Below are 25,039 nucleotides of genomic sequence, written 5' to 3'. Positions count from 1 at the left end.
TGACACGCCGCGCGGACCGTCCCGTCACCGGATGGTGATCGTGATCGTGGACCCCTTGGGCGCGGTGTCCCCGCCGTCCACGGACTGGCTCTTCACGGTGTCCCCGAAGAACCCGAGGATGCCGCGGTCCTCCTTCACCTTGAAGCCGGCGCCCTCCAGCGCCTCCTTCGCGTCGTCCACGCTGTCGCCCACCACGTCCGGGACCTCGACCATCACCGGTCCCTTGGACACGGTCAGCGTGACGGTGTCGCCCTCGGCGGCCCGGCTGTCCGCCTCCGGGGACTGGACGGCGACCTCACCCTTGTCGAACTCGGAGTTGACCTCCTCGGCGGCGACCGTCACCCGCAGGCCGGCCGCCTCCAGCTCCGCCCGGGCGTCCTCCAGGTCCGTGCCGGTGACGTCGGGAACCTCCACGGGGCGGCCCTTGCTGACGACCAGGGCGACGGCCGAACCCGCCCGCCGGTCGGTGCCCGGCCCCGGGTCGCTGCTGATCACGAAGCCCTTGAGCACGTCGTCACTGAACTCCTCCGTGACCAGGCCCGGTGCCAGCCCCTCCGCCTTCAGCCGCTCCCGGGCCTTGTCCAGCCGGGTGTCCGTCACGTCCGGGACCCGCACCGTCTGCGGGCCCTGGGAGACCACCAGCGTCACCGAGGCGTCGCCGCGCACCCGGGAGCCCGGCCCGGGATCGGTGCTGATCACCCGGCCGCGCTCGACGGTGTCACTGAAGTCGCGCTCCACCTTCACGCCCAGTCCGGCGTCCGCCAGCCGGTCCGTGGCCTGCTGCTCGGTCTGCGTCAGCACCGCGGGGACGGTGGTGAACTGGCCGGCGTTGATGTACCAGACACCCGCGCCGACGCCCAGCACCAGCAGGACGGCGGTCACCACGGCGAGCAGCCGGGGCCGCACCCCCCGCCGGCGCGGCGGGAGCGGGGGAGGGGGCGGGGCGGCGAGACGCGAGGTCCGGTGCACCCCGTCGGCACCGCCGGCACCGCCCTCGTCGGGCTCGTCCTCGTTCACCGGCAGCGGCCTGAGCACCGTCAGCGCACGCGGGATCACGCTGGTGCGGTCCTCGGCGTTGTCGTGCCCGGCGGAGCGGGCCTGCGGCGGCGTGGCGTCCAGCTGCTCCTCGCCGAGCCCGGCGCGCGCCTCGCGCGCCTGGGCCAGCAGTGCCACCGCGTCGTGCGGGCGGACGTCGGCGTTGCGGGCGGTCGCCGAGGCGACCAGCGCGTCCAGCTCGTACGCCAGGCCCGGCACGGCGGCGGAGGGCGGCGGCACGTCCTCGTGGAGGTGTTTGTACAGAACGATCGCGGGGGTCTCCCCGGAGTGCGGCTTGTCACCGGTGAGCATCTCGTACAGCATCACGCCGCAGGCGTACACGTCGGCCCGGGCGTCCGTGGTGCCCTGCTCGATCTGCTCCGGCGCCAGGTACGAGACGGTGCCGAGGACGGCCCCCGTGGTGCTGGTCACCGTGTCCACCGACCGCACCAGGCCGAAGTCGGCGACCTTGACCCTGCCGTCGTCCCCGATCAGCACGTTCTCGGGCTTCATGTCGCGGTGCACGAAACCGGCGCGGTGCGCGGCGCCGAGCGCGGCCAGTACCGGTTCCAGGATGTCCAGCGCCGCCCGCGGCTGCAGGGCGCCCCGCTCGCGCAGCACGTCGCGCAGGGTGCACCCGGCGACGTACTCCATGGCCAGATAGACGTACGACCCGTCGGTCCCCTGGTCGAAGACCTGCACCACGTTCGGGTGGGCCAGCCGGGCGACCGACTTGGCCTCGCGGATGAAGCGCTCCACGAACGCGCCGTCCACCGCGAGTGAGGGATGCATCACCTTCAGCGCGAGCACGCGGTCCAGGCGGGTGTCCACGGCCCGGTAGACCGTGGCCATCCCGCCGACCGCGATCCGCGCCTCGACGCGATACCGACCGTCGAGCACCTGCCCGACGAGGGGGTCCTGAAGGGTCGTGTCCACGCAGCGAGTCTACGAGCCGCCACCGACACCCCCACCCGATCCACCCGATCACCGCACGACTGCAGCCGACCTGTGACGTGTACGCGAAGGACTGCCGCCCGGCGCCGCCGCCGGGCGCGGGGACTCAGAAGGCCGGCCGCTCCGGATCCAGCCGGGCCAGGCCCTGCGAGGGAGAGGACGCCTCCGCGAAATGCCGGCGGGGAATCCGCCCCGCCCGGTACGCCAGCCGCCCCGCCTCCACCGCGTGCCGCATCGCGTCGGCCATGAGCACCGGCTCCTGCGCCCGCGTCACCGCCGACGCCAGCATCACGCCGGCACACCCCAGCTCCATCGCCAGCGCCGCGTCCGACGCCGTACCGGCGCCCGCGTCGAGGATCACCGGTACGCGCGCGTGCTCCACGATCAGCTGGAAGTTGTGCGGGTTGCGGATCCCGAGGCCCGACCCGATCGGCGACCCCAGCGGCATGATCGCCGCACAGCCCACGTCCTGGAGCCGGCGCGCCAGCACCGGGTCGTCGTTCGTGTACGGCAGCACGGTGAAACCGTCGTCCACCAGCGTCTCCGCCGCGTCCAGCAGCTCGATCGGGTCCGGCAGCAGGGTCCGCTCGTCGGCGATGACCTCCAGCTTGACCAGGTCGGTGCCGAGCGCCTCCCGGGCCAGCCGGGCGGTGAGCACGGCCTCGCCCGCGGTGAAACATCCGGCGGTGTTCGGCAGCACCCGGATCCCGAGCCGGTCCAGCACCGACAGCACGGACCCGTGCACCGACGGGTCGACACGCCGCATCGCCACCGTCGTCAGCTCCGTGCCGGACGCGACCAGCGCCCGCTGAAGCACCTCAAGGCTCGGGGCGCCGCCGGTGCCCATGATCAGGCGGGACGTGAAGGACGTACCGCCGAGGACGAGGGGATCGTCGGCCATGGTCAGCCTCCTTGGACGGCGGTCAGGACCTCCACCCGGTCACCCTCGGAGAGGACCGTGGCGGGCCACTGCGCGCGCGGGACGACGGTTTCGTTGAGGGCGGCGGCCACCCCCGAGGGGGCCGCGGTCAGGTGCCGTACGACGGCGTCGAGCGCCGTGCCGGGGGCGATCTCGCGCCGCTGCCCGTTGACGGAGATGGTGACCGGGACGTTCATGCCGGCTGCTCCGCCCGGGTGAACCGCTTCGGCGTGAAGGGGCGAGCGACCTCCGGCAGCTCCCCGGTGGCCAGCACCTGGCCGAGGGCGTCACCGGTGACCGGCGTGAGCAGCACCCCGTTGCGGTAGTGGCCGGTGGCCAGCAGCAGCCCGTCCAGTCCGGTGGGGCCGAGCAGCGGCGCGTTGTCGGGGGAGCCGGGGCGCAGTCCCGCGCGGGTCTCCGTGAGCGGCAGCTCGGTGATGCCGGGCACCAGCTCGTGCGCGTCCCGCAGCAGCTCGTAGACGCCGCCCGCGGTCACCGTGGTGTCCCAGCCCAGTTCCTCGCTGGTGGCGCCCACGACCAGCTCGCCGTCCTCGCGCGCCACCAGGTAGACGTGGCTGCCGCGCACCACGGCGCGCACCGTCCGGCTCAGGAACGGCGCGTGGCGGCGCGGCACGGTCAGCCGCAGCACCTGGCCCTTCACCGGCCGCACCGGAGGCAGCACGTGGTCCGGGACGCCCGCCAACCGCCCGCTGAGGCTGCCGGCGGCGAGCACCACCTGGTCGGCGGAGAGGGCCGAGCCCGCGCGGGTCACGGCTCCGGCGGCCCGCTCCCCGGCGACCGTCAGGCGCTCGGCCCACTCCCGGTGGAAGACCACACCCGCCCGCTCGCAGGCGGTCACCAGCGCCGCCGCCAGCCGCCGGGGGTCCACCTGGTGGTCGCCGTCCACGCGCAGCCCGCCGCGCACACCGGGCGCCAGCATCGGCTCCAGCCGTCGGCACTCCCGCCCCGACAGCCACTCGGACTCCAGCCCCGACTGCCGCTGCAGCGCGTGCAGTTCCCGCAGGTGGGCCCGGTCGTCGGCGTCGAGCGCGACGGCCAGTGTGCCGCTGGGCCGGTAGCCGAGGTCCTGGCCGGTCAGCTCGGTCAGCTCGGCCGCGAACTCCGGGTAGCGGCGGGCCGAGGCGAGGTTGAGACCCAGCAGGGCCTGCTCCCCGTAGTGCAGTTCGGTGACGGCGGCCAGCATCCCGGCGGCCACCCGGGCGGCCCCGCCCCCCGGTTCGGGGTCCACCACGGCCGTGGCGAGGCCCCGCTGAGCGGCCCGCCACGCGGTGACCAGGCCGATGATCCCGCCCCCGATGACAAGGACGTCGGACGTACGTGACGACATGGGCGTCCAGCCCCTCCCTTCGCCGGCATGACCCGGATCAGGTTCGTACGGTCGGAGGCCGCCAGCCTCCCTCTCAGCCCGGTGCGTCCGGGCTCCCGCGAGTGCTTTACGGTGGCCACCCTAGCCCGTGCCGATCGCCTCAGTAAGGGAGCCCCGAACCGTGCCCCGCTCGCTCGACGGACTCGTCCTCGCCCCCGTGGCCGACCAAGCCCCAGGTCAGGTGGGCACCTCCACGCGGTTCACCTACCACGAGAAGGACGGCGAGATCTGGGCCGAGTACGCGGGCGGTGACGTCGTGCGCGGCCACCTGGTGGGCACCCGGCAGGGCGACCGGCTCGACTTCCGGTACGTGCAGCTCAGGACCGACGGCACCACGTCCGGCGGGCACTGCCGCTCCACGGTCGTGGAACTGCCCGACGGGCGGGTGCGCCTGGAGGAGAGCTGGGCGTGGGAGTCGCAGGACGGCAGCGGGACGAGTGTGGTGGAGCAGGTCACGGGGTATGACGGCTGACGCCCGAGGCACGGGAAGCCGGGGCCTGATGAAGTGTCAGTTGTCTATGGTGATCGGGTGAGCGTGAACAGCGGGCTGGGACGCGGGGACGGCGGGTCGCCGGAGCGCGTGGTCGTCGTCGGCGCGGGCATGGCCGGCGTGCAGACCGCGGTCGCGCTGCGCGAGCGGGGCTTCACCGGCACGGTGACCCTGATCGGCGCCGAACCCCACCAGCCCTACGACCGGCCACCGCTGTCCAAGGCCGTCCTGCTCGGCAGGGCCGAGGGCTCGGCCTTCGAGGTGGACTTCGAGGGCCTCGGCATCGACCTGCTCCTCGGCCGCGAGGTGACCGGGCTGCGCTCCGCCGACCACGAGGTGGACACCGAGGCCGGACCCGTCCCGTACGACGTGCTCGTGGTCGCGACCGGCGCCGAACCGCTGCGACTGCCCGGCACCGAGGGCATGCCCGGCGTGCATCTGCTGCGCACCCTCGACGACGCCGAGCGGCTGCGGCCCGTGCTCGCCCGGCAGCACGACATCGTGGTGGTCGGCGCCGGCTGGATCGGCGCGGAGTTCGCCACCGCCGCGCGCGAGGCCGGCTGCGCGGTCACCGTCGTGGAGGCCGCCGACCGGCCGCTGGCCGGCGCGCTGCCCGCCGAGGTGGCCGCCCCGATGACCGCCTGGTACGCCGACAGCGGCACCGTGCTGCGCACCCACGCGCGCGTGGCGGGCGTCGAGCCCGGCTCGGTGGTCCTCGACGACGGCACCCGGCTGCCCGCCGACGCGGTCGTGGTCGGCATCGGTGCCCGCCCCGCGACCGCCTGGCTGGCCGGCTCCGGCATCGCGACCGGCACCTGGGGCGAGGTCGTCGCCGACGACCGGCTGTGCACCTCCCTGCCCGATGTGTACGCGGTCGGCGACTGCGCCTCCTTCCCCTCGGGGCGGTACGGCCGCCGCCTCCTCGTCCACCACTGGGACAACGCCCTGCAGGGCCCGCGCACCGTCGCCACCAACATCCTCGGCGCCACCACCGGCGAGGTCCCGGCGCTCTACGACCCCGTCCCGTACTTCTGGTCGGAGCAGTTCGGCCGTTTCGTGCAGTACGCCGGCCACCATGCCGACGCCGACACCACCCTGTGGCGCGGCGACCCGGCCGGCCCGGCCTGGAGCGTGTGCTGGCTGCGCGAGGGCCGGCTGGTCGCCCTGCTGGCGGTGGGCCGGCCCCGGGACCTGGCGCAGGGGCGGCGCCTGATCGAGGCGGGGGCGCGCATGGACCCCGCCCTGCTGACGGACCCGGGACGTCCGCTGAAGAACGCGACCGCCACTCCGTAGGGCCGTCGCGGCCGGACCCCCTGCGGGGCGCCGTGCCCGGGGCGGTCCGTCGCGAGGGGACCGGCGGACCGCCTACCCTGGATCCCGTGACCGAGATTGACGCAAAGATCGATGCTCTCGTCCCCGCCTGGCTCACCCTCCCCGACATCGCCGAGATGCTCGGCGCCGAGGTGACGCGCGTGCGGCAGCTGGTCAAGGAGGGCCAGCTCATCGCCGTACGCAGGGGCGAGAACCGCGCGCTGCACGTCCCCGCCGCCTTCATCGACGGGGACAAGGTCGTCAAGGGCCTGTCCGGCACCCTGACGCTCCTGCGGGACGACGGCTTCACGGTCGAAGAGATGATCGAGTGGCTCTTCACCCCCGACCCCACCCTGCCCGGCACCCCCGCGCAGGCCCTGAGCGAGAATCGCGGCACGGAGGTGAAGCGGCGCGCCCAGGCGCTGGCCGTCTGAGCCGACGCGACACGGCGTGCCGCCGTACCGGGAACGCCTCGGCGTACCGCCCCACCGAGAACCGCCCGGCGTGCGGCCCGGCCCGCCCGGACCGCACGCCGCCCGCCGCCACCGCCCCAGGGGGGACACCCGCATGCCCGACACCGCCCGCGCCCGGCTCGCCGACGCCCGGCTGTACCTGTGCACGGACGCCCGCAGGCGCCAGGGCGACCTCCCGGAGTTCCTGGACGCGGTCCTCGCGGGCGGCGTCGACGTCGTGCAGCTGCGCGACAAGGGCATGGAGGCCGGTGAGGAACTGGAGCACCTCGCCGTGTTCGCCGACGCCTGCGCCCGCCACGGCAAGCTGCTCGCGGTCAACGACCGGGCAGATGTCGCCCACGCCGCCGCCGCCGACGTGCTCCACCTCGGCCAGGGCGACCTGCCCGTCCCCGCCGCCCGCGCGATCCTCGGTGACGAGGTGCTGATCGGACGCTCCACGCACAGCGAGGCGGAGGCCGCCGCGGCCGCCGTCCAGGAGGGCGTGGACTACTTCTGCACCGGCCCGTGCTGGCCCACCCCCACCAAGCCCGGCCGCCCCGCGCCCGGCCTGGACCTCGTCCGGTACACCGCCTCGCTGGACACCGGCCGGCCCTGGTTCGCCATCGGCGGCATCGACCTCGGCACCCTCGACGAGGTGCTGGCCGCGGGCGCCCGGCGGGTGGTCGTGGTCCGGGCGATCACCGAGGCGGACGACCCGGGAGCGGCGGCGGCCCGTTTCGCGAAGCAGCTGCGGAGCGTCTGAGGCTCCTTCGGCGGCCGCTCCGCCGGCAGCTGTCCGAGGGGTGGACAACAAACCGGCAATCCGGGCAAATTTCCCTCCCGCGGTTGGGGGACCGGCACACCCTGGCTAACCTGCGGGTATGGCCCTAGGAACCGCCTCCACCAGGACGGACCGCGCACGCACCGTGCGCGACATGCTGGCTGCAGGCAAGACGACGTACTCGTTCGAGTTCTACGCGCCGAAGACGCCCAAGGGTGAGCGGAACCTGTGGAACGCGCTGCGCCGGGTCGAGGCCGTGGCCCCCGACTTCGTCTCGGTGACCTACGGCGCCGGCGGCTCCACCCGGGCCACCACCGTCAAGGAGACCCAGCAGATCGTCGTCGACACCACGCTCACCCCGGTCGCCCACCTGACCGCGGTGGACCACTCCGTCGCCGAGCTGCGCAACATCATCGGCCAGTACGCCGACGCCGGGATCCGCAACATGCTCGCGGTGCGGGGCGACCCGCCCGGCGACCCCATGGGCGACTGGGTCGCGCACCCCCGCGGCCTGACCTACGCCGCCGAACTCGTCCGGCTGATCAAGGAGTCCGGCGACTTCTGCGTGGGCGTCGCCGCCTTCCCCGAGATGCACCCGCGCTCCACCGACTGGGACACCGACGTCAGCCACTTCGTCGACAAGTGCCGGGCCGGCGCCGACTACGCCATCACGCAGATGTTCTTCCAGCCCGAGTCCTACCTCCGGCTGCGCGACCGCGTCGCGGCGGCCGGCTGCGACACCCCGGTCATCCCCGAGGTCCTGCCGGTGACCAGCGTCAGGATGCTGGAGCGGCTGCCCAGGCTGAGCACCGCGTCCTTCCCGGAGGAGCTGAAAGAGCGGATCCTCACAGCCAAAGACGATCCGGCCGCTGTACGCTCCATTGGCATCGACTTCGCCACGGAGTTCTGCGCGCGGCTGCTGGCCGAGGGAGTGCCCGGACTGCACTTCATCACGCTCAACAACTCCACGGCGACCCTGGAAATCTACGAGAACCTGGGCCTGCACCACCCTCCGCAGGCCTAGACCGGCCGTACCGCGATACGACACACTGCGGACGGCCGCTGGGAGAGGGGCGTACATGGGCTGGACGGTCCTCTACATCGCTTTCGGCGTCGTCGCGCTGTGGCTGCTCGGCGAAGTGCTGCTGCAGTACAAGGCGCGGCTGCGCTGGCGGCTGCTGGCGTTCGCCGGCTTCCTCGGCGTGGTCCTGGGCGTGCTGATCCCGTCCATCCCCGTCATCGCCCTCGGCGCGGCCACTTTCGCGATCGGCCAGACCTACGTCACGCTGTCGTTCCGGCGCGGCTTCGCCGCGGGCTGGGCGGTCAAGCGGCCCGAGGGCGACGGCCCGGTCGCCAAGGTCGCCAAGCGCCGCCGGGGGCGCGCGGACCGTCAGGACCCCGTCCTCGACGGCCCCGGCCCGGACGCCCCCGAGACCGCCGGCGAGGACACGGACGCCTACGGTCACGACGACCCGGACCGCACCCGGTCCTACGACGACGACTACGGGCACGACTACGAGCACGACTACGACCGCGACGACGTCTTCACCCCGGCCGCCCGTACCGACCGCCCCGGCGACGCCGAGACCACCGCCGTCTACGAGCCCCAGCCCCTCCCGGAGGACACCGGCTCCTACGGCGTCTACGGCGACTCCGCCTACGCCCAGTCCAACGGCGCGGCCCAGGACCAGTACGCCGCCACCGGCCAGAGCGCCGACCAGAGTTACGGCTACGACGCCTACCAGGGATACGGGCAGCAGAGCTACGACTACGACACCTCCGGCGGCCAGCAGCAGTACGCCGCCTACTCCGACCCGTACATCGGCACCCAGACCTACGGCGGCGGCTACGACACCGGCTACACCCAGCAGGGGTACGGCGACCAGTACGGCACCGGCTACGGCGAGACCCCGGCCGGCGGCGTCTGGGTGCCGCAGCAGCGTGGCGACGACCCGCTCGGCGGCGAACTCCCGCCCGACCAGCAGCAGTACCCCTACCCGGGCGACGGCCAGGGCGCGGGCGGGCAGCAGGGCAACGGCTACGACGAGCAGTATCGATTCTGAAGGCCGGAGTCCCGGGGGGCGGCGTTCCGAGTACTGGGACCCGGAGGGCCGGCGTTCCGAGGACCGGGGTGCCGAGGACCTGGGGTCACTGTGAGCCCCGGAACTCCGGACCCTCCACGATCAGCCCCGCCACCAGTGCGCCCGACATCCCGGCGTGCGGCAGCCCGCCCCCGGGATGCGACCAGCCGCCGACGGTGAACAGCCCCGGCAGCGCGGTGGAGTTGGCGGGATGCAGCAGCCGGCCCCCGGCCGCCGCCAGCGCGGGCGCCGGCACCGCCCCGCCCGCCGCACCGGTCGCCGCCTCGACATCCGCCGGGGTACGCACCTCCTGCCACAGGACCCGTTCCCGCAGCCCCGGTACGGCCCGCTCGGCGGCGGTGAGCATCGCCGCCACCCGCTCCTCGGCACGGTCGTCGCCGGCGGGCACCACCGCGGACAGCGTGACCGCCTCGTGCCCGGAGTCCGGGACCAGCGCCGGGTCGTCGGGGCGCAGCACGGTCACCGTCGGAGCGAACGACGCCCCGGGCGCCGCGTCGAACACGGCCTCCAACTCGCCCGCACGGTCCGCCGGATGCACCACGGTCCGGTGCGCCACGCCCGCCGGGCGCCCGCCCCGCAGGGCCAGCAGCACGGTGAGCCGGCCGGGCATCCCCCGCTGGGGCGCCACCTCGCCCCCGGCCCGCTCGGGCAGCCCCGCCCGCAGTGCGCCCGGGGCGACGCCGGCGACCACGAAGTCCGCCTCCGCCGCACCGCCGTCGGCGAGTTCGACGCCCGCCGCCCGCCCGTCCTTCTCCAGGACCCGGACGACCTCGGACTCGAAGACGAACTCCACCCGGCGGGCCAGGCACCGCTCGTACACCGCACGCGCCAACTCCCTCAGCCCACCGCGCACGTACCACATGCCGAAGGCGTGCTCCATGTACGGCAGCACCGCCGCGCTCGCCGGGGCGACCCGCGGATCGAGGCCGTACGCCAGCGCATGGCTCTCCAGCAGGGCGGCGAGCCGGGGGTCACGCAGCTCCCAGGCACCGGTCTCGGCCACCGTGGCCGCACGGCGGGTGCGCAGCAGTCTCCTGTGCGGCACGGCCGGGTAGGGCTCGCGCTCGGCCAGCACGGACCAGTCGGGCCACAGCGGCTCCTCCAGCAGGGGCCGGCGGGTGCGGTCCCACGCCTCGCGGGCCCGCACCAGGAAGTCGCCCCAGCGCCGCCCGACGCCCGCCCCGAGCGCCTCGTCCAGCGCCGAGACCACTCCCGACCGGGAGGCGTTCGGCAGGGAGACCTCGGTGCCGTCCGCGAACACGTGGTGCGCGCAGGGATCGACCTGGACCAGCTCCACGCACCGCTCCAGCGGTTCCTTGCCGGTCTTGACGAACAGGTCGCGGTGGACAGCGGGCAGGGGCAGCAGCGCCGGTCCGGTGTCGAAGGCGAAGCCGTCCCGCTCCACGCGGCCCAGCGCTCCGCCGTAGGTCCCCGTCCGCTCATGGACCACCACCCGGTGGCCGGCGACGGCCAGCCGGGCAGCGGCCGCCATCGCGCCCATCCCGGCGCCGACCACCACGATTCGTGCCATGCCAGGGACTTTATCCGCCGCCGCCGGCAGTCCCGCCGGGGGCCGGTGCCGGTCGGGGGCGGCTCACCAGGGCGCCGTCCCCGCGCGGGCCGCCACGCGCCGCTCCTCGCGGCGCTGGGCCCTGCGGCGCAGGAAGCGGCGGATGCGGGAGACGAGGAAGAACAGGGTCACCAGGCCGAGCAGCAGCAGCGAGCCGGCGATGACCGCCGCCGCCGTCGGGTGGAATATCGCGAAGGTGACCAGGGCGCCGACCCCGAGGTCCTCGGCGAGGCTCACGAGCACGTTGCTGAACGGCTCGGGCGAGGAGTTGACCGCCATCCTCGTCCCGGCCTTCACCAGGTGGCTGGCCAGCGCCGTGGAACCGCCGAGCGCGCCGGCCGCCGCCTCGGACAGCGAGCCGCTCTGCCCGGCCAGCAGCGCCGCGACCCAGGCGCCGGCCGCCGGGCGGATCACCGTGTGCGCCATGTCCCAGCCGGAGTCGACGTACGGGATCTTGTCGGCGACCGCCTCGCAGAGGAAGAGCAGCCCGGCGATCGCGAGCACCTCCGGGCGCTGCAGGGTCTGCGGGACGTCGTCGCTCACGCCGGTCGCGCCGAAGACGCCGAGCAGCAGCACCACCGCGTAGGCGTTGACGCCGCTGGCCCAGCCGCTGGTGAAGAGCAGGGGGAGTACGGACACGGGGGCGATCGTATCCAGCGCCGGGCGGCGCGTCCTGAGGTTGCGCACACAGCCCTGAGCACCGGTACTCAGGCGCCGGGATGAGTACCCGCGCGGATGGGGTCCGGGCCGCCCGGACGGGACAGTGGAGGCACGGGAAGGGACCCGGCGCCGGCACCGCCGACACGGGGCGGCGGAACGGCGCCGGTCCTGGACCGCTCCTTCCGCCGGCCCGGTCGGCGGGAGCGAGGCGCGGGGGAGCAGCGAGGACGACCGCACGGGGGCTCGGGGAACCAAGGGACACGGGGGCCCGGGAAACCGAGGGAGACGGGGGTGCGGGGGTGCGGGGGTGCACCGGGAAGCGCCGGTTCGTGACGGCCCTGGGGGAACGCGGCTGCCACGGACCGGCGCTTTCGCCGGATCGCCCCGCCTCAGGCCGAGGCGGGGCGGCCCCGCACTCCCCGGTCCCCGCTCACCCGGCCCTGCAGCAGCAGGGACAGCGCCGCGTGGACGTCGTCCAGCGACCGCTCCGGCTGGAACGCCTGCCAGTCCAGCGCGGCCACCAGCACCATGCCGACCAGCGCCGCCGCGGTCAGCGGCACGTCGATCTCCGCGCTGAACTCACCGGCCGCGACGCCCGCGCGCAGCACCTCCTCCACGACGGCCACCGCCTCCCGCCGGACCACCGTCAGCGTCGACTGCCAGGTCCGGTTGGTGCGCCACAGCTCGGCCACGTACAGCTGGGTGAAGGCCGGGTAGCGGTCGATGAAGACCAGTCCCGCGCGGATCATCGCGTCCAGGGCGGCCACCTGTGAGCCGCCCTCGCGCGCGGTCCGCTCCGCGGCCTCCCTCAGGGAGGCGGTGAGCAGGCCCACGCCGTGCCGGAGCAACTCCTCGAAGAGGACCGACTTGCTGGCGAAGTTGTAGTAGACCGTGCCCTTGGCGACCCCGGCCCGCTCGGCGATCTCGTCCACCGTGGTCGCGGAGAAGCCCTGCTCGGCGATGAGGGTGACGGCCGCCTCGTAGAGCCTCTGCCGGGTGGCCTCGCGGCGGGGGCGGCCGCCCGGCGTGGTGCTGCTTTCCATGCCCCTGATTGTCCCCCCGCCCCGGCCGCGCCCGGCACGGGCCCCGCCCCGGTCGCGCCCGGCACGGGCCCCGCCCCGGGCGGCCCCGGCGCGCGACCGCCCGCGCAAAGGCGCCGGAACCGGCCCGCGAAACCACGGCGCGACATTCGACCCGAACCCTTCTTCGAAGCGAAAGCCCAGGTCAGAATGGATTGTCAGTGGCATACCTCACGATGGGCACATACGGCACCACCGGACAGTGCGTGCCGTCACCCAGACGACAGGAGGTTCGTCATGGCCCGCGATCACGCGGCCGCCGCCCGCCGGCGCCGCGCCACCGGCCCTGCACCCTCACTGACCGGCCCCGCGAGCGACGTCCATCCCGTGCTGCGCCGGGCCACGGCCCCGCCCGCCGCCCTCGACCTGCTCACCCAGGCCCGCGCCGGACTCGACGAGGCCGCCGCCCTGGAGACCCCTAACGAGCGCTATGCCACGGCCCACCTCGCCGCCCTGCGCACCGCCGCCGCCGTGCTCGCCGCCCGCGGTCGCCCCGAGACCGGCCCCAGGCGCCGGGCCCGCATCAGGAGCGCCTGGGAAGTGCTCCCCGAGATCGCGCCCGAACTGACCGAGTGGAGCGCGCTGTTCGCCTCCGGCGCCGGGCGCCGGGCCCGCGCCGAGGCCGGCATCCCCGGTGCGGCCGGCCGCCGCGACGCCGACGACCTGATACGGGACGTGGCGATGTTCATCCGCCTCGTCGAGCGGCTGCTGGTCCTCCAGCCGGTCCTGCCCCCGCCGCGCCGCGCCGGTGAGGAGCCGCCCGGTCCCGCTCCCCGCCACGAGATGCCGGACGCGGGCTGACCCCTGCGGCCGGGCGGACGGGGCGGGCGCGCGGTGCGGACCGGGCGTGGCCCGGCCCGGGCGGCCCTTGGTGGTCCGCCGCGCCGTACCGCGCGGGCGTCGGACCCTGTCCGTCGCCCGGCGATGACCAGGTGGGGCGGCCGAGGCAATAGGGTGGAGGGCGCCTGAAAGGCTTTCCCGTCCCGCGGCCCGGGGCGGGGAGGCAGCCCGTTCGCTCCGCCGCGCAAGAGGCGGTGCCGCGCCGAGGAGTCAACTGCCGTGTCGGACCCGCAGCGCCCCCGCGCCTCACTCCGTACCGCCGTGGTCTGGGAGGTCCTCCAGGACGCCCTCGACCGCCGGGTCAAGGCCACGGGCCGGGAGTCCCTGGACGTCCTGGACACCGGGGGCGGCAGCGGCAACTTCGCGGTGCCCGTCGCACGGTTGGGCCACCGGGTCACCGTCGTCGACCCCAGCCCCAACGCGCTGTTCGCGCTGGAGCGCCGGGCCGCCGAGGCCGGCCTCGCCGACCGGGTGCGCGGGGTGCAGGGCGACGCCCACGGCCTGTTCGACGTCGTCGAGCGCGGCGGCTACGACGCCGTCCTCTGCCACGGCGTCCTGGAGTACGTCGACGACCCCGCGGAGGGCGTCCGCAACGTCGTCGCCGCGCTGCGCGCCGAGGGCGTCCTCAGTCTGCTCGCCGCCGGCCTCGGCGGCGCCGTCCTCGCCCGGGCCCTCGCCGGTCACTTCAAGGAGGCCCACCAGGCGCTGACCGACCCGGACGGCCGCTGGGGCGCCGGCGACCCCGTGCCGCGGCGGTTCACCGCCGAGCAGCTCACCGCGCTGGTCGAGGGAGCGGGGCTGCGGGTCGGCGCCGTGCACGGGGTGCGGGTCTTCGCCGACCTGGTGCCCGGCGTGCTCGTCGACACCGAGCCCGGAGCGCTGGACGCCCTGCTCAAGCTCGAGGAGGCGGCGGCCGAGCTGCCCGCCTTCCGCTCGGTGGCCACCCAGCTCCACGTCCTCGGCGAGACACAAGGGGCCCACGAGGGCTGAGTGAGTCCGTGCGGTCCCTGTGGTGACACCGCTGATCGGCGTGTCCACGGCGGATGGAGTGCACCACAGGCCCCCCGTTCGGGCGGTTCGCGCCGTATGATCGAGGGAGACCGCCCCGGCATGACGGGCCGGCCGCCGGGGAAGTAAGCCTCAGCGAGCCGGGACGGCCATGGCGGGTCCCGGTTGGCCAATTGGCGCAGAGGGGCGGGTTTCACGGGGGCGATTCCCTGCCTATCCTGAAGGGACCCCCGGGTCGCCCCCCGGCGACTGCACGATGAGGAGGACTCCGTGCCGCTCTCGGAGCACGAGCAGCGCATGCTCGAGCAGATGGAGCGAGCGCTGTACGCCGAAGATCCCAAGTTCGCGTCGGCGCTTGAGGGAAGCGGGCTGCGTACGTACACCCGACGGCGGGTCTACCAGGCGGTCGCGGGCTTCCTCGTGGGTATCGCGCTCCTCATGGCCGGAATGGTCGCCAAGCAGGTCTGGCTCAGCGTGGTGGGCTTCCTCGTCATGCTGGGCTGCGCGGTGCTCGCCGTGACCGGCTGGCGCAAGGCCCCCAAGCCGGGCGAACAGCCCGCCGGTGCCCCATCCGCTCGCGGCCAGGGCCGGCGGCCCAAGCGCTCCATGATGGACCGTATCGAGCAGCGCTGGCAGCGCCGCCGTGACGACCAGGGTCACTGATCATCCGCGGGACCACTCCCGCGATCACTGACCGTTCCGCACGGCTCCTGACCGATCTGGCGCGCCTCGGACAGTGCTGAGGGGGGTGACCACCCGACGGGCGGTCACCCCCCTCAGCACTGTCCGAGCGGTCGGCCCCGGTACGCCGGGGCCCGCAGATCAGCCCGTCTGCTGCCGGCCCGGCGCGCGGCGCGTCAGCTGCGTCCACCGCAGGGCCCAGCCCGCCTTCAGCGCCGCCCACCGGTCCGAAAGGTCCCAGACCGCCCGGACGGCCGAACGCGGCGCGAGGACCGCGCGCAGCTTCGTCCGCCGCTCGGCACGCGCCCGCAGAGCCGCCCGCACGTCGCGCACGTCGCCCGCCAGTCCGGCCTCGGCGCGCGGCTCGGGCGCGAACAGCACCTGCTCGACGGCGCCCGCCACCCGCCGCACCGACCGGGCCGCCGCCTCGTCCAGCTCACCGATCCGCACGATCCGCTCGGCGGCCCGGCGCGGGGTGAGCGCGTCGTCCGGCACGATGCCGTAGTCCCAGGCCGTGTCGAGCAGCTCGCGCCACACCGCCAGGACGTGCGCCACGGCGGCCTCGCTGACCACCGGCGGGGAGATCCGCGCCGCTGGCGCCGTACCGCTGCCCGCCTGCCGCGGCCCGTCTGCCCGCCCCGGAGGCGGCGCCGTCGCCGCGGTCGCGGAGTGCTGCGCGGACGCCAGCCGCACCGACCGCCGTCTCAGCCGCCACACCATCGGCAGCAGCGGCAGTACCACCGCCGCCAGCCCGAGGAGGATCCAGCCCGCCAGCTGGTACCACGGCGGGCCGCCGCCGTCCTGCTGCCCCGGGTCCAGCGGCAGGGCCAGGTCGCAGCCGCCCTGCTTGCGGTCGGCCACCGAGCAGCCCGAACTCGCCGACGGCGCCGCCGAGGGGGCGGCTTCCGCCGAGCGGGAGGCCTGAGGCAGGTCCGGCACCGGGGCCCCGGAGGCCTCCGGCACCGTGTACGTGGGCGTGGTGCCCCGGGTCGGCGTCGGCTCGAAGCGGGTCCAGCCCACACCCTCGAAATACAGCTCGGGCCAGGCGTGCGCGTCCTTCAGGCTCACCTCGACCGTGCCGTCGGCCTGCGGGGAGCCGGGCGCGAAGCCGACCGCCACCCGCGCCGGGATGCCCAGCGTGCGGGCCATCGCCGCCATCGAGAAGGAGAAGTGGACGCAGAAGCCCCGCTTGTCCCGCAGGAAGCGGGCTATGGCGTTCGGGCCCTCGCCGACCTCGACCTCGGTGTCGTACTGGTAGCCGCCCGTCACCGCGAAGTAGTCCTGCAGGGCCACCGCCCTGTCGTAGTCGGTGGTGGCGCCCTTGGTGACGTCGAGGGCCGTGCGGTACACCACCGGCGGCAGCGAGTCCGGGACGCGGGTGTACTCGCGGCGCAGCGGGCCGGACGCCTCCGGCGCCGACTTCAGCTGGTCCGCCGTCGGCCGCACGTCCAGGCTGCGCACCTCGTAGGTCTTGCCCCGGGTGGTCTCCCGGTGGTCGCCGACCAGGGTCATGCCGACCGGCTCGTACCGCCAGTCGCCGCCGATGGTGACGCCGCTCGGGGGGTAGGGCATCGGCAGCCAGTCCTGGGCGTACCAGTCCGCCGCGCGGATGCGGGTGGTGATCTCGGCGCGCTTGATGTCCGGGCCGAGGCCGGTGGGGGAGGGCAGCCGGTCGGGGACGGCGATGATGCGCCGCTTGGACGGCTTCCAGGTGGTGCCGTCGAAGTCGTCGAGGGAGACGATCCGCAGATACAGGTCGGAGAGGTTGTCGCTGGTGGTGCGCAGCGTGAGGGCGGTGCGGTCCTCCTCCAGGTTGAGGCTGTCGCGCAGGGACACCAGGGGGTTGACCGCGGAGATCGTGCCCCCTCCGCCGCTGCCCACGCCGACGCCCGAGCCCGCGCCGTCCAGCAGACCGCCCTGGATCGCGGGCAGCGGCAGCAGCGGCACCGCCAGGGCGACGCCCAGGGCGGCCACCCCGATGCGGCGGCCGGTGCGCACCGGGGCCGTCGGCCCGGACGGCTCGCCGGACGGGCGCGAGGAGCCGCCGAACACCCGGCCCCACTGGGTGAGCCGCTCGCGCCCCTCGGCCAGCAGCAGCATCAGGTAGCCGGCCGCCGCGGCCAGGAACCACAGCCAGTCACGGTCGCCCGTGGACAGCCCCGCGGCCACCGAGTACAGCGCGAGCAGCGGCAGACCGGCCGGCGCGGCGTTGCGATAGGTCACCGCCACGGCGTCCACGATCAGGCCGATCACCAGCACACCGCCGACCAGCATCAGCTGGATGCCGGGGGACAGCGGGGCCGGCGGCGCGAACCGCGTCACGTCCTCCGAGCCGGCCCGCAGCAGATCACCGAAGTGCCGCAGCGCCTGCGGGCCGGGGAGCAGCCCGGCGAGCGCGTACTCCCGGGCGAAGGCCACCGTCAGCAGCACCACCAGCGCGACCGTCTGGGCGAGCACGGTCAGCGGACGGGGCAGCGGTACCCGCCGGGCGCCCGCGCCGACCGCGGTCTGGATCGCCAGCAGGAAGGCTGCCTGCGGGAACCACGAACCGGAGTCCACCAGCGGGAACAGGGCGCCGGCCGCCAGCAGCGTCGCCAGCGCGGCGCACAGGGTGACCCGCACCCGTCCGCTGACCATCACGCCTCCCCCCGGTAGGTCCCCGCCGTCACGGCACCGGCGCGCTGCCGGTCCGCCTGGCGCCACAGTTCCTGCAGCGAGGCGCCGCGTGGCACGCTCAGGACGGTCCAGCCCGCCTCGCGCAGCATCCGCAGCCGCTCCTCCCGCCCGTCCGCCGGCTCGGGCACACCGCCGTTCGGTTCACGTATCCAGGTCTCGCTGTCCAGGACGAAGGCGATGGCTCCGCCGCTGCGCCGGCGCATCTTCGCCGCGATCGCCGCCTGGCCCTCGTCGAGGTCGCCGAGGAAGGCCACCAGCAGTCCCTCGCCGCGGCCGCGCAGCACGTCGTGGGCGCGGGACAGGCTCGCGCCGTCGGAGTGGTCGATCACCGCGAGGGTGTCCATCATCAGCCCGGCCGCGTCGGCCGACTCCTGCCCGGACCCCGCGTACGCCTCGGCGCCCTCGCCGGGCATCGAGCTGCCGGTGTCGGTCAGCAGCCGCACCGAGAAGCCGCGCTCCAGCATGTGCACCAGCACCGAGGCGCAGCCCGTGACCGCCCACTCGAAGGCCGAGTCCGGTCCGGCGCCCCGGAAGGCGACGCCCCGGGTGTCCAGCAGGACCGTGCAGTGCGATCGCTGCGGCTGCTCCTCGCGTCGGACCATCAGCTCGCCGAGCCGGGCGGTGGAGCGCCAGTGCACGCGGCGCAGGTCGTCGCCGTGGCGGTAGCCGCGCGGGATCACGTCGTCCTCGCCGGCCAGCGCCAGGGAGCGCTGCCGCCCGTCGCCGTACCCCTGGGCCTCCCCGCCCAGACGCACCGGCGGCAGCGGTTCCACGCGCGGGACCACGGTCAGCGTGTCGTGCGTGGAGAAGGAGCGGGTCAGCTCGCACATGCCGAACGGGTCGCTCAGCCGCAGCTGCAGCGGCCCCAGCGGATAGCGGCCGCGCAGGTCGGAGCGGACCCGGTAGGAGACCTCCCGGCGGCCGCCCGGCTCCACCCGGTCCAGCACGAAGCGGGGGCGCGGGCCGAGGACGTAGGGCACCTGGTCCTGCAGCATGAGCAGCCCGGTGGGCAGCCGGGAGACGTTGTCCATCCGCAGATGGACCCGGGCCTCGCTGCCCGCCTGCACCCGCGCGGGGGAGAGCAGCCGGCTGCCGGCCACCCGGTAGCGGGTGCGGTACAGGACGCCCGCGCAGATCAGCGGCAGCGCCGCCAGCAGCAGCCCGACCCGCAGCAGGTCGGGCTGGCCCAGGACGTAGGCGCAGACGGCGGCGGCGACCCCCGCGGCCAGGAACGAACGGCCGCGGGTGGTCAGACCGGCCAGGGCCGTGCGGAGCCCGCCCGGCTCGCCCCGGCCGGTATGGTCCGTGGGCCCGGCCGCGCCGTTGCTCATCCGAGCCTCCGCGGCGGCCGGCCGTAGCCCTGGGGGCCGCCCGGCATGCCGTAGCCGTGCTGCTGGGGCGCGGCGGGCACGGGGGTGCGCTGCAGGATCTCCTGGACGACCTGCTCGGAGGTGCGGCGGTTGAGCTGGGCCTGCGCCGTGGGCAGCAGGCGGTGGGCGAGGACCGGGACGGCGAGGTGCTGGACGTCGTCCGGCAGCGCGTAGTCCCGCCCGGACAGGGCCGCGGACGCCTTCGCCGCGCGCAGCAGGTGCAGCGTCGCGCGCGGCGAGGCGCCGAGTCTGAGCTCGGGGTGGGTGCGGGTGGCGGCGACCAGGTCGACCGCGTACCGGCGGACCGATTCGGCGACGTGCACCCCGCGGACCGCGTCGATCAGCTTCACGATCTCGTGGGCGTGCGCCACCGGCTGGAGGTCCTCCAGGGGGTTCACCCCGCCGTGCACGTCCAGCATCTGCAGCTCGGCGTCGGCGCTGGGGTAGCCGATCGACACCCGGGCCATGAACCGGTCGCGCTGCGCCTCGGGCAGCGGGTAGGTGCCCTCCATCTCCACCGGGTTCTGCGTGGCGACCACCATGAACGGCGCCGGCAGTTCGTACGACTGGCCGTCGATGGTGACCTGGCGCTCCTCCATGGACTCCAGCAGCGCCGACTGGGTCTTCGGCGAGGCGCGGTTGATCTCGTCGCCGATCACGATCTGGGCGAAGATCGCGCCCGGCTTGAACTCGAAGTCCCGGCGCTGCTGGTCCCAGATGGACACCCCGGTGATGTCCGACGGCAGCAGGTCGGGCGTGAACTGGATGCGCCGCACCGAGGAGTCGATGGAGCGCGCCAGCGTCTTGGCCAGCATGGTCTTGCCCACGCCGGGGACGTCCTCGATCAGAAGATGTCCCTCGGCGAGCAGCACGGTCAGCGAAAGCCGCACGACCTCCGGCTTGCCTTCGATCACTCCTTCCACCGAACTGCGGATCCGTTCCACGGTGGCAGTCAGATCTGTAAGGCTCGCTCGTTCGTCATAGGTCGTCACCGGCCCTCCTCGGCCCGTTCTTTCTTCGGGCCGACACTCCGCTGGGGACGGCCCACCCCGAATCACGAACGTCACGCGGGAAAAGTTCCGCGGGACGCCCCACCGGCATTCTTGCTGCCGTTACCGATTCGTGTCACTCGCCTGTGGACAACTGCCTACGTTTTGTCCGCTCCTACGGTCTTCGGCCGTAGTGGTGACGGCTTCCCGACATGGAGCGGCCGGTGGGTCGGCCCGCGTCGCGCGGGGCGGTCTCACTCGGGGTCGATCTCCCGCAGCAGACCGGTGGTCACGTCGAAGACGAAGCCGCGCACATCGCCGGTGTGCAGCAGGAACGGCGAGGTGCGCACCCGCTGCATGGACTGCCGTACGTCCTGGTCGACGTCGCGGAAGGCCTCCACGGCCCAGGCCGGGCGCTGGCCGACCTCCATCTCCAGGTCGTGCCGGAACTCCTCGGTGAGGGTCTCCAGGCCGCAGCCGGTGTGGTGGATCAGCACCACGCTGCTGGTGCCCAGGGCGCGCTGGCTGATGGTGAGGGAGCGGATCACGTCGTCGGTGACGACGCCGCCGGCGTTGCGGATGGTGTGGCAGTCGCCGAGCTCCAGACCGAGCGCGGCGTGCAGGTCGAGACGGGCGTCCATACAGGCCACCACGGCGACCTTGAGGACGGGCCGGGCGTCCATGCCCGGGTCGGTGAAATCGGCGGCGTACCGCTCGTTCGCCTCGACGAGGCGGTCGGTGACGGTGCCGGTGCGGGTTATCGCGTCGCCGGAGCCGGTGGGTACCGATGCGGAAGTCGTCATACCCATGACGTTACTGGTCACAGTCGGTCCGGTCGCGCTGTGAGAGGGGGAAAAGAGCGGCATCGCACCGCCTGTGAGGTAACCCACACGAGTGGTGGCAGGGCGTCCGTAGGGTGAAATTCCCGGATGCACCGCTTCATTTCCGGCCCGCTCGGCGACGCGCAGGCCGGTTGATTGACCGCGACACAGGGTGGACTAAAGTGACGCGAAGCGGGAGGCGAGACGCTCCCTGCTCCGAAAACCCCCTGCGAGGCCCCGGTACGGCCGGACGTCTCCCCCGCGTGCGCGGCGCGTACGTACGGCTCGGTCTCCTCCCGGCGGTGCGGACCGTCCGCCGGATCTGAGAGGGCCCCTTGAGCAACAGTCGACACGTCCCGGTGATGCTCCAGCGCTGCCTGGACCTGTTGGCCCCCGCCCTGGAACGGCCCGGAGCGGTGGTCGTCGACTGCACGCTCGGCCTCGGCGGCCACAGCGAGGCCCTGCTCCAGCGCTTCCCCGAGGCCCGGCTGGTCGCCCTGGACCGCGACAAGGAGGCCCTGCGCCTGTCCGGCGAGCGCCTCGCACCCTACGGCGAGCGCGCCACCCTGGTGCACGCGGTCTACGACGAACTGCCCGCCGTGCTGGACCGGCTCGGCCTCGCGCGCGTGCAGGGCGTCCTGTTCGACCTCGGCGTCTCCTCCATGCAGCTCGACGAGGCCGACCGCGGCTTCGCCTACGCCCAGGACGCCCCGCTCGACATGCGCATGGACCAGACCACCGGCATCAGCGCCGCCGAGGTCCTCAACACCTACCCGCCGGGCGAGCTGGTGCGCATCCTGCGCGCGTACGGCGAGGAGAAGCAGGCCAAGCGCATCGTCGCCGCCGTCGTGCGCGAGCGCGCCAAGGAGCCGTTCGGCAGCAGCGCCCGGCTCGTGGACCTGATCCGGGACGCGCTGCCGCAGGCCGCCAAGCGCACCGGCGGCAACCCGGCCAAGCGCACCTTCCAGGCGCTGCGCATCGAGGTCAACGGGGAGCTCGCCGTCCTGGAGCGGGCGATCCCGGCCGCCGTCGAAGCGCTCGCCGTGGGCGGGCGGATCGCCGTGCTGTCGTACCACTCGCTGGAGGACCGTCTGGTCAAGCAGGTCCTCGCGGCCGGTGCCACCTCCACCGCGCCGCCCGGGCTGCCCGTCGTCCCCGAGCGGTACCAGCCCCGGCTCAAGCTGCTGACGCGCGGTGCCGAACTTCCCACCGAGGAAGAGATCGCGGAGAACCGGCGGGCCGCCCCGGCGCGTCTACGGGGCGCCGAGCGGATCAGGGAGTCCATCGAATGAGCGAGGTGCGGGGCGTGCGGGGAGCGCGGGGGAGCCGACCGGGGGAGCACCGGTGAGCGGGAAGCCCGAACCCGGGGGACGGGCCGCCCGGCTCGCCCGGCTGCTTCCCGGGCGGCCCGCGCAGGCCGCCCGCACGCCCTTCGTGCTGCTGGTGGTGGTGCTGCTGGGCGGCGGCCTCATCGGACTGCTGGTGCTCAACTCCGCGCTCAGCGAGGGCGCGTTCAAGAAGGACGACCTCCAGCGCGACACCAAGAGCCTCACCGACGAGGAACAGGCGCTGCAGCGGGACATCGACTCCTACTCGGCGCCGGACGCGCTGCAGCGCCGGGCCCGGGAACTCGGCATGGTCCCCGGCGGCGACCCGGCCTTCCTGCACCCGGACGGCACCGTCAAGGGCGTCCCCTCGCCCGCCCGCGGCGCGGGCGCCCCGGACGCCGCACGGCCGCCGGAGGTGATCACGCTCACCGAGGCCGTCGAGCAGGCCTCGCCCGCGCTCAGCCCGGACCCGGCCCCTCCGGCGGCCCCCGGACCCGTCGGCGGACAGCCCGACGCCGGCCCGTCCCCCGCCCCGACCACCCCGACCCCGACCCCCGGCAGGTGACGGAAGTGTCCGATCCCTCTGGCCGGCAGCCACCGCGCCGACGGGTGCCCGGCCCCGCCCGGCCCGCCCGCCCGTCCGCCGCGCAGGGCGCCCGCCGGCGCCGCCCCGGCCCCGGCGCCCGGCCCGCCCGCCGCCCGGTCGTGCCCCGCCCGGCGGCACCGCGCCCGCTGCGGCTCGGCAGCCCGCGCCCCCGGCTGCGCCTGGTCGGCGTCGCGCTGACCCTCGTCCTGCTCGCCTTCGTCGTACGGCTGCTCCAGGTACAGGCCGTGGACGCCGGCACCTACGCCGCCAAGGCGGAGCGCAACCGGTACGTCGGCCAGGTGCTGGCCGCCGAGCGCGGCCGGATCACCGACCGCTCCGGCGTCGCCCTCGCCACCAGCGAGGACGCCTACGACATCACCGCCGACCCCACCATGTTCACGGCCGAACAGCTCAAGGTCGGCGACGGCCCCGAGCAGGCGGCCGCCCTCCTCGCGCCGATCCTCGGCCAGGAGCAGTCCGCGCTCGTCGAGAAGCTGCGCCCCGAGAACGAGAACACCCGCTACACCAAGCTCGCCGGCCGGCAGACCCCGCAGGTCTGGAAGCAGATCAAGGACCTCAAGAGCGCGCTCGTCACCAAGGCCGGCACGGACCGGTCGACGGTCAACGTCCTCGCGGGCGTCTTCGCCGTCCCCAGCAGCAAGCGCGTGTACCCCAACGGCACCCTCGCCGCCGGGATACTGGGCTGGGTCAACGCCGAGGGCAAGGGCGGCGGCGGCATCGAGCAGCAGCTGGACAAGACCCTCGCCGGCAAGGACGGCAAGATCCGTTACGCCCAGTCCGGCGGCCGTCAGGTGCCCACGGCGGGCTCCACCGAGACGCCCGCCGTGCCCGGCTCCGACATCGAGCTGACCATCGACCGCGACATCCAGTGGGCCGCGCAGAGCGCCATCACCGAACAGGTGCGCAAGTCCAAGGCGGACCGCGGCTACGTCGTCGTCCAGGACACCCGCACCGGCGAGATCCTCGCGCTGGCCAACTCGCCCGGCTTCGACCCCAACGACCTGACCACGGCGTCCTCGGAGAACATGGGCAACGCCGCCCTCCGGGACGCCTACGAGCCCGGCTCCACCGCCAAGATCATGTCGATGGCGGCCGTGCTGGAGGAGAACGCCGCGACACCGCTCACGCACGTCACCGTGCCCAACCGGCTGCACCGCGGCGACCGGCTCTTCCAGGACGACATCGACCACCCGACCTGGTACCTCACCCTCAACGGCGTGCTCGCCAAGTCGTCCAACATCGGCACCATCCTGGCCACCGGCCAGCTCGGCAGGACCCAGTCGGAGGCCAACCGGGTGCTGTACTCCTACCTGCGCAAGTTCGGCATCGGCCGGCCCACCGGGCTCGGCTTCCCCGGCGAGACCCGGGGCATCCTGGCCCCCGCCGACAAGTGGTCCACCTCGCAGCAGTACACCATCCCGTTCGGCCAGGGCGTCTCCGTCAACGCGCTCCAGGCGGCCTCGGTCTACTCGACCATCGCCAACGGCGGCGTCCGCGTCGAACCCACCCTGGTTCGCGGCACCAAGGGACCCGACGGCCGCTTCACGCCGGCCCCGGCCCCCGAGCGGACCAGGGTCGTCAGCGACCGCACGGCGAAGACGCTCGCGCAGATGCTGGAGTCCGTGGTGGACGACCAGGAGGGCACCGGCAACAAGGCGCGCATCCCCGGCTACCGCGTCGCGGGCAAGACGGGTACGGCCAACCGCGTCGATCCGGCAACCGGCACCTACAAGGGCTACACCTCGTCCTTCGCCGGGTTCGCCCCCGCCGACAAGCCCCGCGTGACGGTCTACTGCGCCATCCAGAACGCCACCGAGGGCAGCTACTTCGGCGGCCAGATCTGCGGCCCCATCTTCAAGCAGGTGATGGAGTTCGCCCTGAAGACGCTCCAGGTCCCGCCGACCGGCGCCCGGCCCGCCGACCTGCCGGTCACCTTCAAGCCCTGAGCCCCCGCCACCCCCGCCCGTCCCGTCGTCCCA

The 25,039-nt window shown here is 74.4% G+C and carries 23 protein-coding genes and 1 riboswitch; of the genes, 12 read left to right on the top strand and 11 right to left on the bottom strand.

Going from position 1 to position 25,039, the window contains the following annotated elements:
• Positions 1 to 24: 24 nt before the first annotated feature.
• The 4 genes from pknB to thiO form a co-directional block, all read right to left on the bottom strand.
• Positions 25 to 1,971, bottom strand: a complete 1,947-nt coding sequence (gene pknB, locus ACSLTV_RS11390) for a Stk1 family PASTA domain-containing Ser/Thr kinase (protein WP_435612048.1) — start codon at positions 1,969 to 1,971, stop codon at positions 25 to 27.
• A 124-nt stretch (positions 1,972 to 2,095) separates the two neighbouring features.
• On the bottom strand, positions 2,096 to 2,890 hold the full coding sequence (locus tag ACSLTV_RS11385) for a thiazole synthase (protein WP_432140019.1): 795 nt from the start codon (positions 2,888 to 2,890) through the stop codon (positions 2,096 to 2,098).
• 2 nt (positions 2,891 to 2,892) lie between these two features.
• Positions 2,893 to 3,105 (bottom strand): sulfur carrier protein ThiS, encoded by a 213-nt coding sequence (gene thiS, locus ACSLTV_RS11380; protein ID WP_432140020.1) that lies wholly within the window; start codon positions 3,103 to 3,105, stop codon positions 2,893 to 2,895.
• Positions 3,102 to 4,256: a glycine oxidase ThiO gene (gene thiO / locus ACSLTV_RS11375; protein WP_435612047.1), complete on the bottom strand. Its 1,155-nt coding sequence runs from the start codon at positions 4,254 to 4,256 to the stop codon at positions 3,102 to 3,104. The genes thiS and thiO overlap by 4 nt, the downstream gene beginning before the upstream one ends.
• Positions 4,254 to 4,365: riboswitch (TPP riboswitch) on the bottom strand. It overlaps the preceding gene by 3 nt.
• A 51-nt stretch (positions 4,366 to 4,416) precedes the next feature.
• Here thiO and ACSLTV_RS11370 point away from each other — a divergent pair.
• The 6 genes from ACSLTV_RS11370 to ACSLTV_RS11345 all read left to right on the top strand — a co-directional run bounded on the left by ACSLTV_RS11370 (position 4,417) and on the right by ACSLTV_RS11345 (position 9,392).
• Positions 4,417 to 4,767, top strand: coding sequence for a hypothetical protein (locus tag ACSLTV_RS11370; protein ID WP_432140022.1), 351 nt, complete (start codon positions 4,417 to 4,419; stop codon positions 4,765 to 4,767).
• 108 nt (positions 4,768 to 4,875) lie between these two features.
• Positions 4,876 to 6,078, top strand: coding sequence for an NAD(P)/FAD-dependent oxidoreductase (locus ACSLTV_RS11365; RefSeq protein WP_432140033.1), 1,203 nt, complete (start codon positions 4,876 to 4,878; stop codon positions 6,076 to 6,078).
• Between the two features lie 86 nt (positions 6,079 to 6,164).
• On the top strand, positions 6,165 to 6,530 hold the full coding sequence (locus tag ACSLTV_RS11360; RefSeq protein WP_432140023.1) for an Rv2175c family DNA-binding protein: 366 nt from the start codon (positions 6,165 to 6,167) through the stop codon (positions 6,528 to 6,530).
• A 133-nt stretch (positions 6,531 to 6,663) separates the two neighbouring features.
• Entirely contained in the window at positions 6,664 to 7,311 is a 648-nt protein-coding gene (thiE, locus tag ACSLTV_RS11355) for a thiamine phosphate synthase (protein WP_432140024.1), read from the top strand.
• Positions 7,312 to 7,429: 118 nt separating this feature from the next.
• Entirely contained in the window at positions 7,430 to 8,353 is a 924-nt protein-coding gene (metF, locus tag ACSLTV_RS11350) for a methylenetetrahydrofolate reductase [NAD(P)H] (RefSeq protein WP_432140025.1), read from the top strand.
• 55 nt (positions 8,354 to 8,408) lie between these two features.
• A complete protein-coding gene (locus tag ACSLTV_RS11345; protein WP_432140026.1) occupies positions 8,409 to 9,392 on the top strand; it encodes a hypothetical protein in 984 nt (327 codons plus the stop codon).
• 85 nt (positions 9,393 to 9,477) lie between these two features.
• On the opposite strand, the gene ACSLTV_RS11340 is transcribed toward ACSLTV_RS11345, so the two are convergent.
• The 3 genes from ACSLTV_RS11340 to ACSLTV_RS11330 form a co-directional block, all read right to left on the bottom strand.
• Positions 9,478 to 10,962 carry a phytoene desaturase family protein gene (locus tag ACSLTV_RS11340; protein WP_432140027.1) on the bottom strand — a complete coding sequence of 495 codons (1,485 nt, stop codon included), beginning with the start codon at positions 10,960 to 10,962 and terminating at the stop codon, positions 9,478 to 9,480.
• A gap of 63 nt (positions 10,963 to 11,025) precedes the next feature.
• Positions 11,026 to 11,640, bottom strand: a complete 615-nt coding sequence (locus ACSLTV_RS11335; protein ID WP_432140028.1) for a DUF4126 domain-containing protein — start codon at positions 11,638 to 11,640, stop codon at positions 11,026 to 11,028.
• A 410-nt stretch (positions 11,641 to 12,050) separates the two neighbouring features.
• Positions 12,051 to 12,704 carry a TetR/AcrR family transcriptional regulator gene (locus ACSLTV_RS11330; RefSeq protein ID WP_432140029.1) on the bottom strand — a complete coding sequence of 218 codons (654 nt, stop codon included), beginning with the start codon at positions 12,702 to 12,704 and terminating at the stop codon, positions 12,051 to 12,053.
• 273 nt (positions 12,705 to 12,977) lie between these two features.
• Here ACSLTV_RS11330 and ACSLTV_RS11325 point away from each other — a divergent pair, with 273 nt between their 5' ends.
• The 3 genes from ACSLTV_RS11325 (at position 12,978) to ACSLTV_RS11315 (ending at position 15,251) form a co-directional block, all read left to right on the top strand.
• Complete coding sequence (locus ACSLTV_RS11325) at positions 12,978 to 13,541, top strand: SAV_6107 family HEPN domain-containing protein (protein ID WP_432140030.1); 564 nt, start codon at positions 12,978 to 12,980, stop codon at positions 13,539 to 13,541.
• 258 nt (positions 13,542 to 13,799) lie between these two features.
• Positions 13,800 to 14,570: a methyltransferase gene (locus ACSLTV_RS11320; RefSeq protein ID WP_435612046.1), complete on the top strand. Its 771-nt coding sequence runs from the start codon at positions 13,800 to 13,802 to the stop codon at positions 14,568 to 14,570.
• Between the two features lie 288 nt (positions 14,571 to 14,858).
• The gene (locus tag ACSLTV_RS11315) at positions 14,859 to 15,251 is read left to right on the top strand and encodes a DUF3040 domain-containing protein (RefSeq protein ID WP_432140032.1); all 393 of its coding nucleotides are present in this window, start codon (positions 14,859 to 14,861) and stop codon (positions 15,249 to 15,251) included.
• Positions 15,252 to 15,410: 159 nt separating this feature from the next.
• Here ACSLTV_RS11315 and ACSLTV_RS11310 read toward each other — a convergent pair whose 3' ends face one another.
• The 4 genes from ACSLTV_RS11310 to ACSLTV_RS11295 form a co-directional block, all read right to left on the bottom strand.
• Positions 15,411 to 17,906, bottom strand: coding sequence for a transglutaminaseTgpA domain-containing protein (locus ACSLTV_RS11310; RefSeq protein ID WP_435612045.1), 2,496 nt, complete (start codon positions 17,904 to 17,906; stop codon positions 15,411 to 15,413).
• Positions 17,906 to 19,276, bottom strand: coding sequence for a DUF58 domain-containing protein (locus tag ACSLTV_RS11305; RefSeq protein ID WP_432156627.1), 1,371 nt, complete (start codon positions 19,274 to 19,276; stop codon positions 17,906 to 17,908). The genes ACSLTV_RS11310 and ACSLTV_RS11305 overlap by 1 nt, the downstream gene beginning before the upstream one ends.
• On the bottom strand, positions 19,273 to 20,307 hold the full coding sequence (locus ACSLTV_RS11300) for an AAA family ATPase (RefSeq protein ID WP_432135931.1): 1,035 nt from the start codon (positions 20,305 to 20,307) through the stop codon (positions 19,273 to 19,275). The genes ACSLTV_RS11305 and ACSLTV_RS11300 overlap by 4 nt, the downstream gene beginning before the upstream one ends.
• A 251-nt stretch (positions 20,308 to 20,558) precedes the next feature.
• Complete coding sequence (locus ACSLTV_RS11295) at positions 20,559 to 21,107, bottom strand: beta-class carbonic anhydrase (RefSeq protein ID WP_432135932.1); 549 nt, start codon at positions 21,105 to 21,107, stop codon at positions 20,559 to 20,561.
• A gap of 353 nt (positions 21,108 to 21,460) precedes the next feature.
• Between ACSLTV_RS11295 and rsmH the strand changes: the two genes are divergently transcribed.
• From rsmH to ACSLTV_RS11280, 3 genes are read left to right on the top strand one after another with little or no spacing between them, the layout of a single operon-like run.
• Entirely contained in the window at positions 21,461 to 22,417 is a 957-nt protein-coding gene (gene rsmH, locus ACSLTV_RS11290; protein ID WP_432135933.1) for a 16S rRNA (cytosine(1402)-N(4))-methyltransferase RsmH, read from the top strand.
• 52 nt (positions 22,418 to 22,469) lie between these two features.
• A complete protein-coding gene (locus ACSLTV_RS11285) occupies positions 22,470 to 23,018 on the top strand; it encodes a septum formation initiator family protein (protein WP_432156626.1) in 549 nt (182 codons plus the stop codon).
• Between the two features lie 5 nt (positions 23,019 to 23,023).
• Positions 23,024 to 25,006 (top strand): peptidoglycan D,D-transpeptidase FtsI family protein, encoded by a 1,983-nt coding sequence (locus ACSLTV_RS11280; RefSeq protein WP_432135935.1) that lies wholly within the window; start codon positions 23,024 to 23,026, stop codon positions 25,004 to 25,006.
• The last annotated feature ends 33 nt before the right edge of the window (positions 25,007 to 25,039 follow it).

Source organism: Streptomyces sp. bgisy159 (assembly GCF_965341775.1).
In the GTDB taxonomy this organism is placed as follows: domain Bacteria; phylum Actinomycetota; class Actinomycetes; order Streptomycetales; family Streptomycetaceae; genus Streptomyces.
This window is presented reverse-complemented; position numbering and strand designations above follow the sequence as displayed.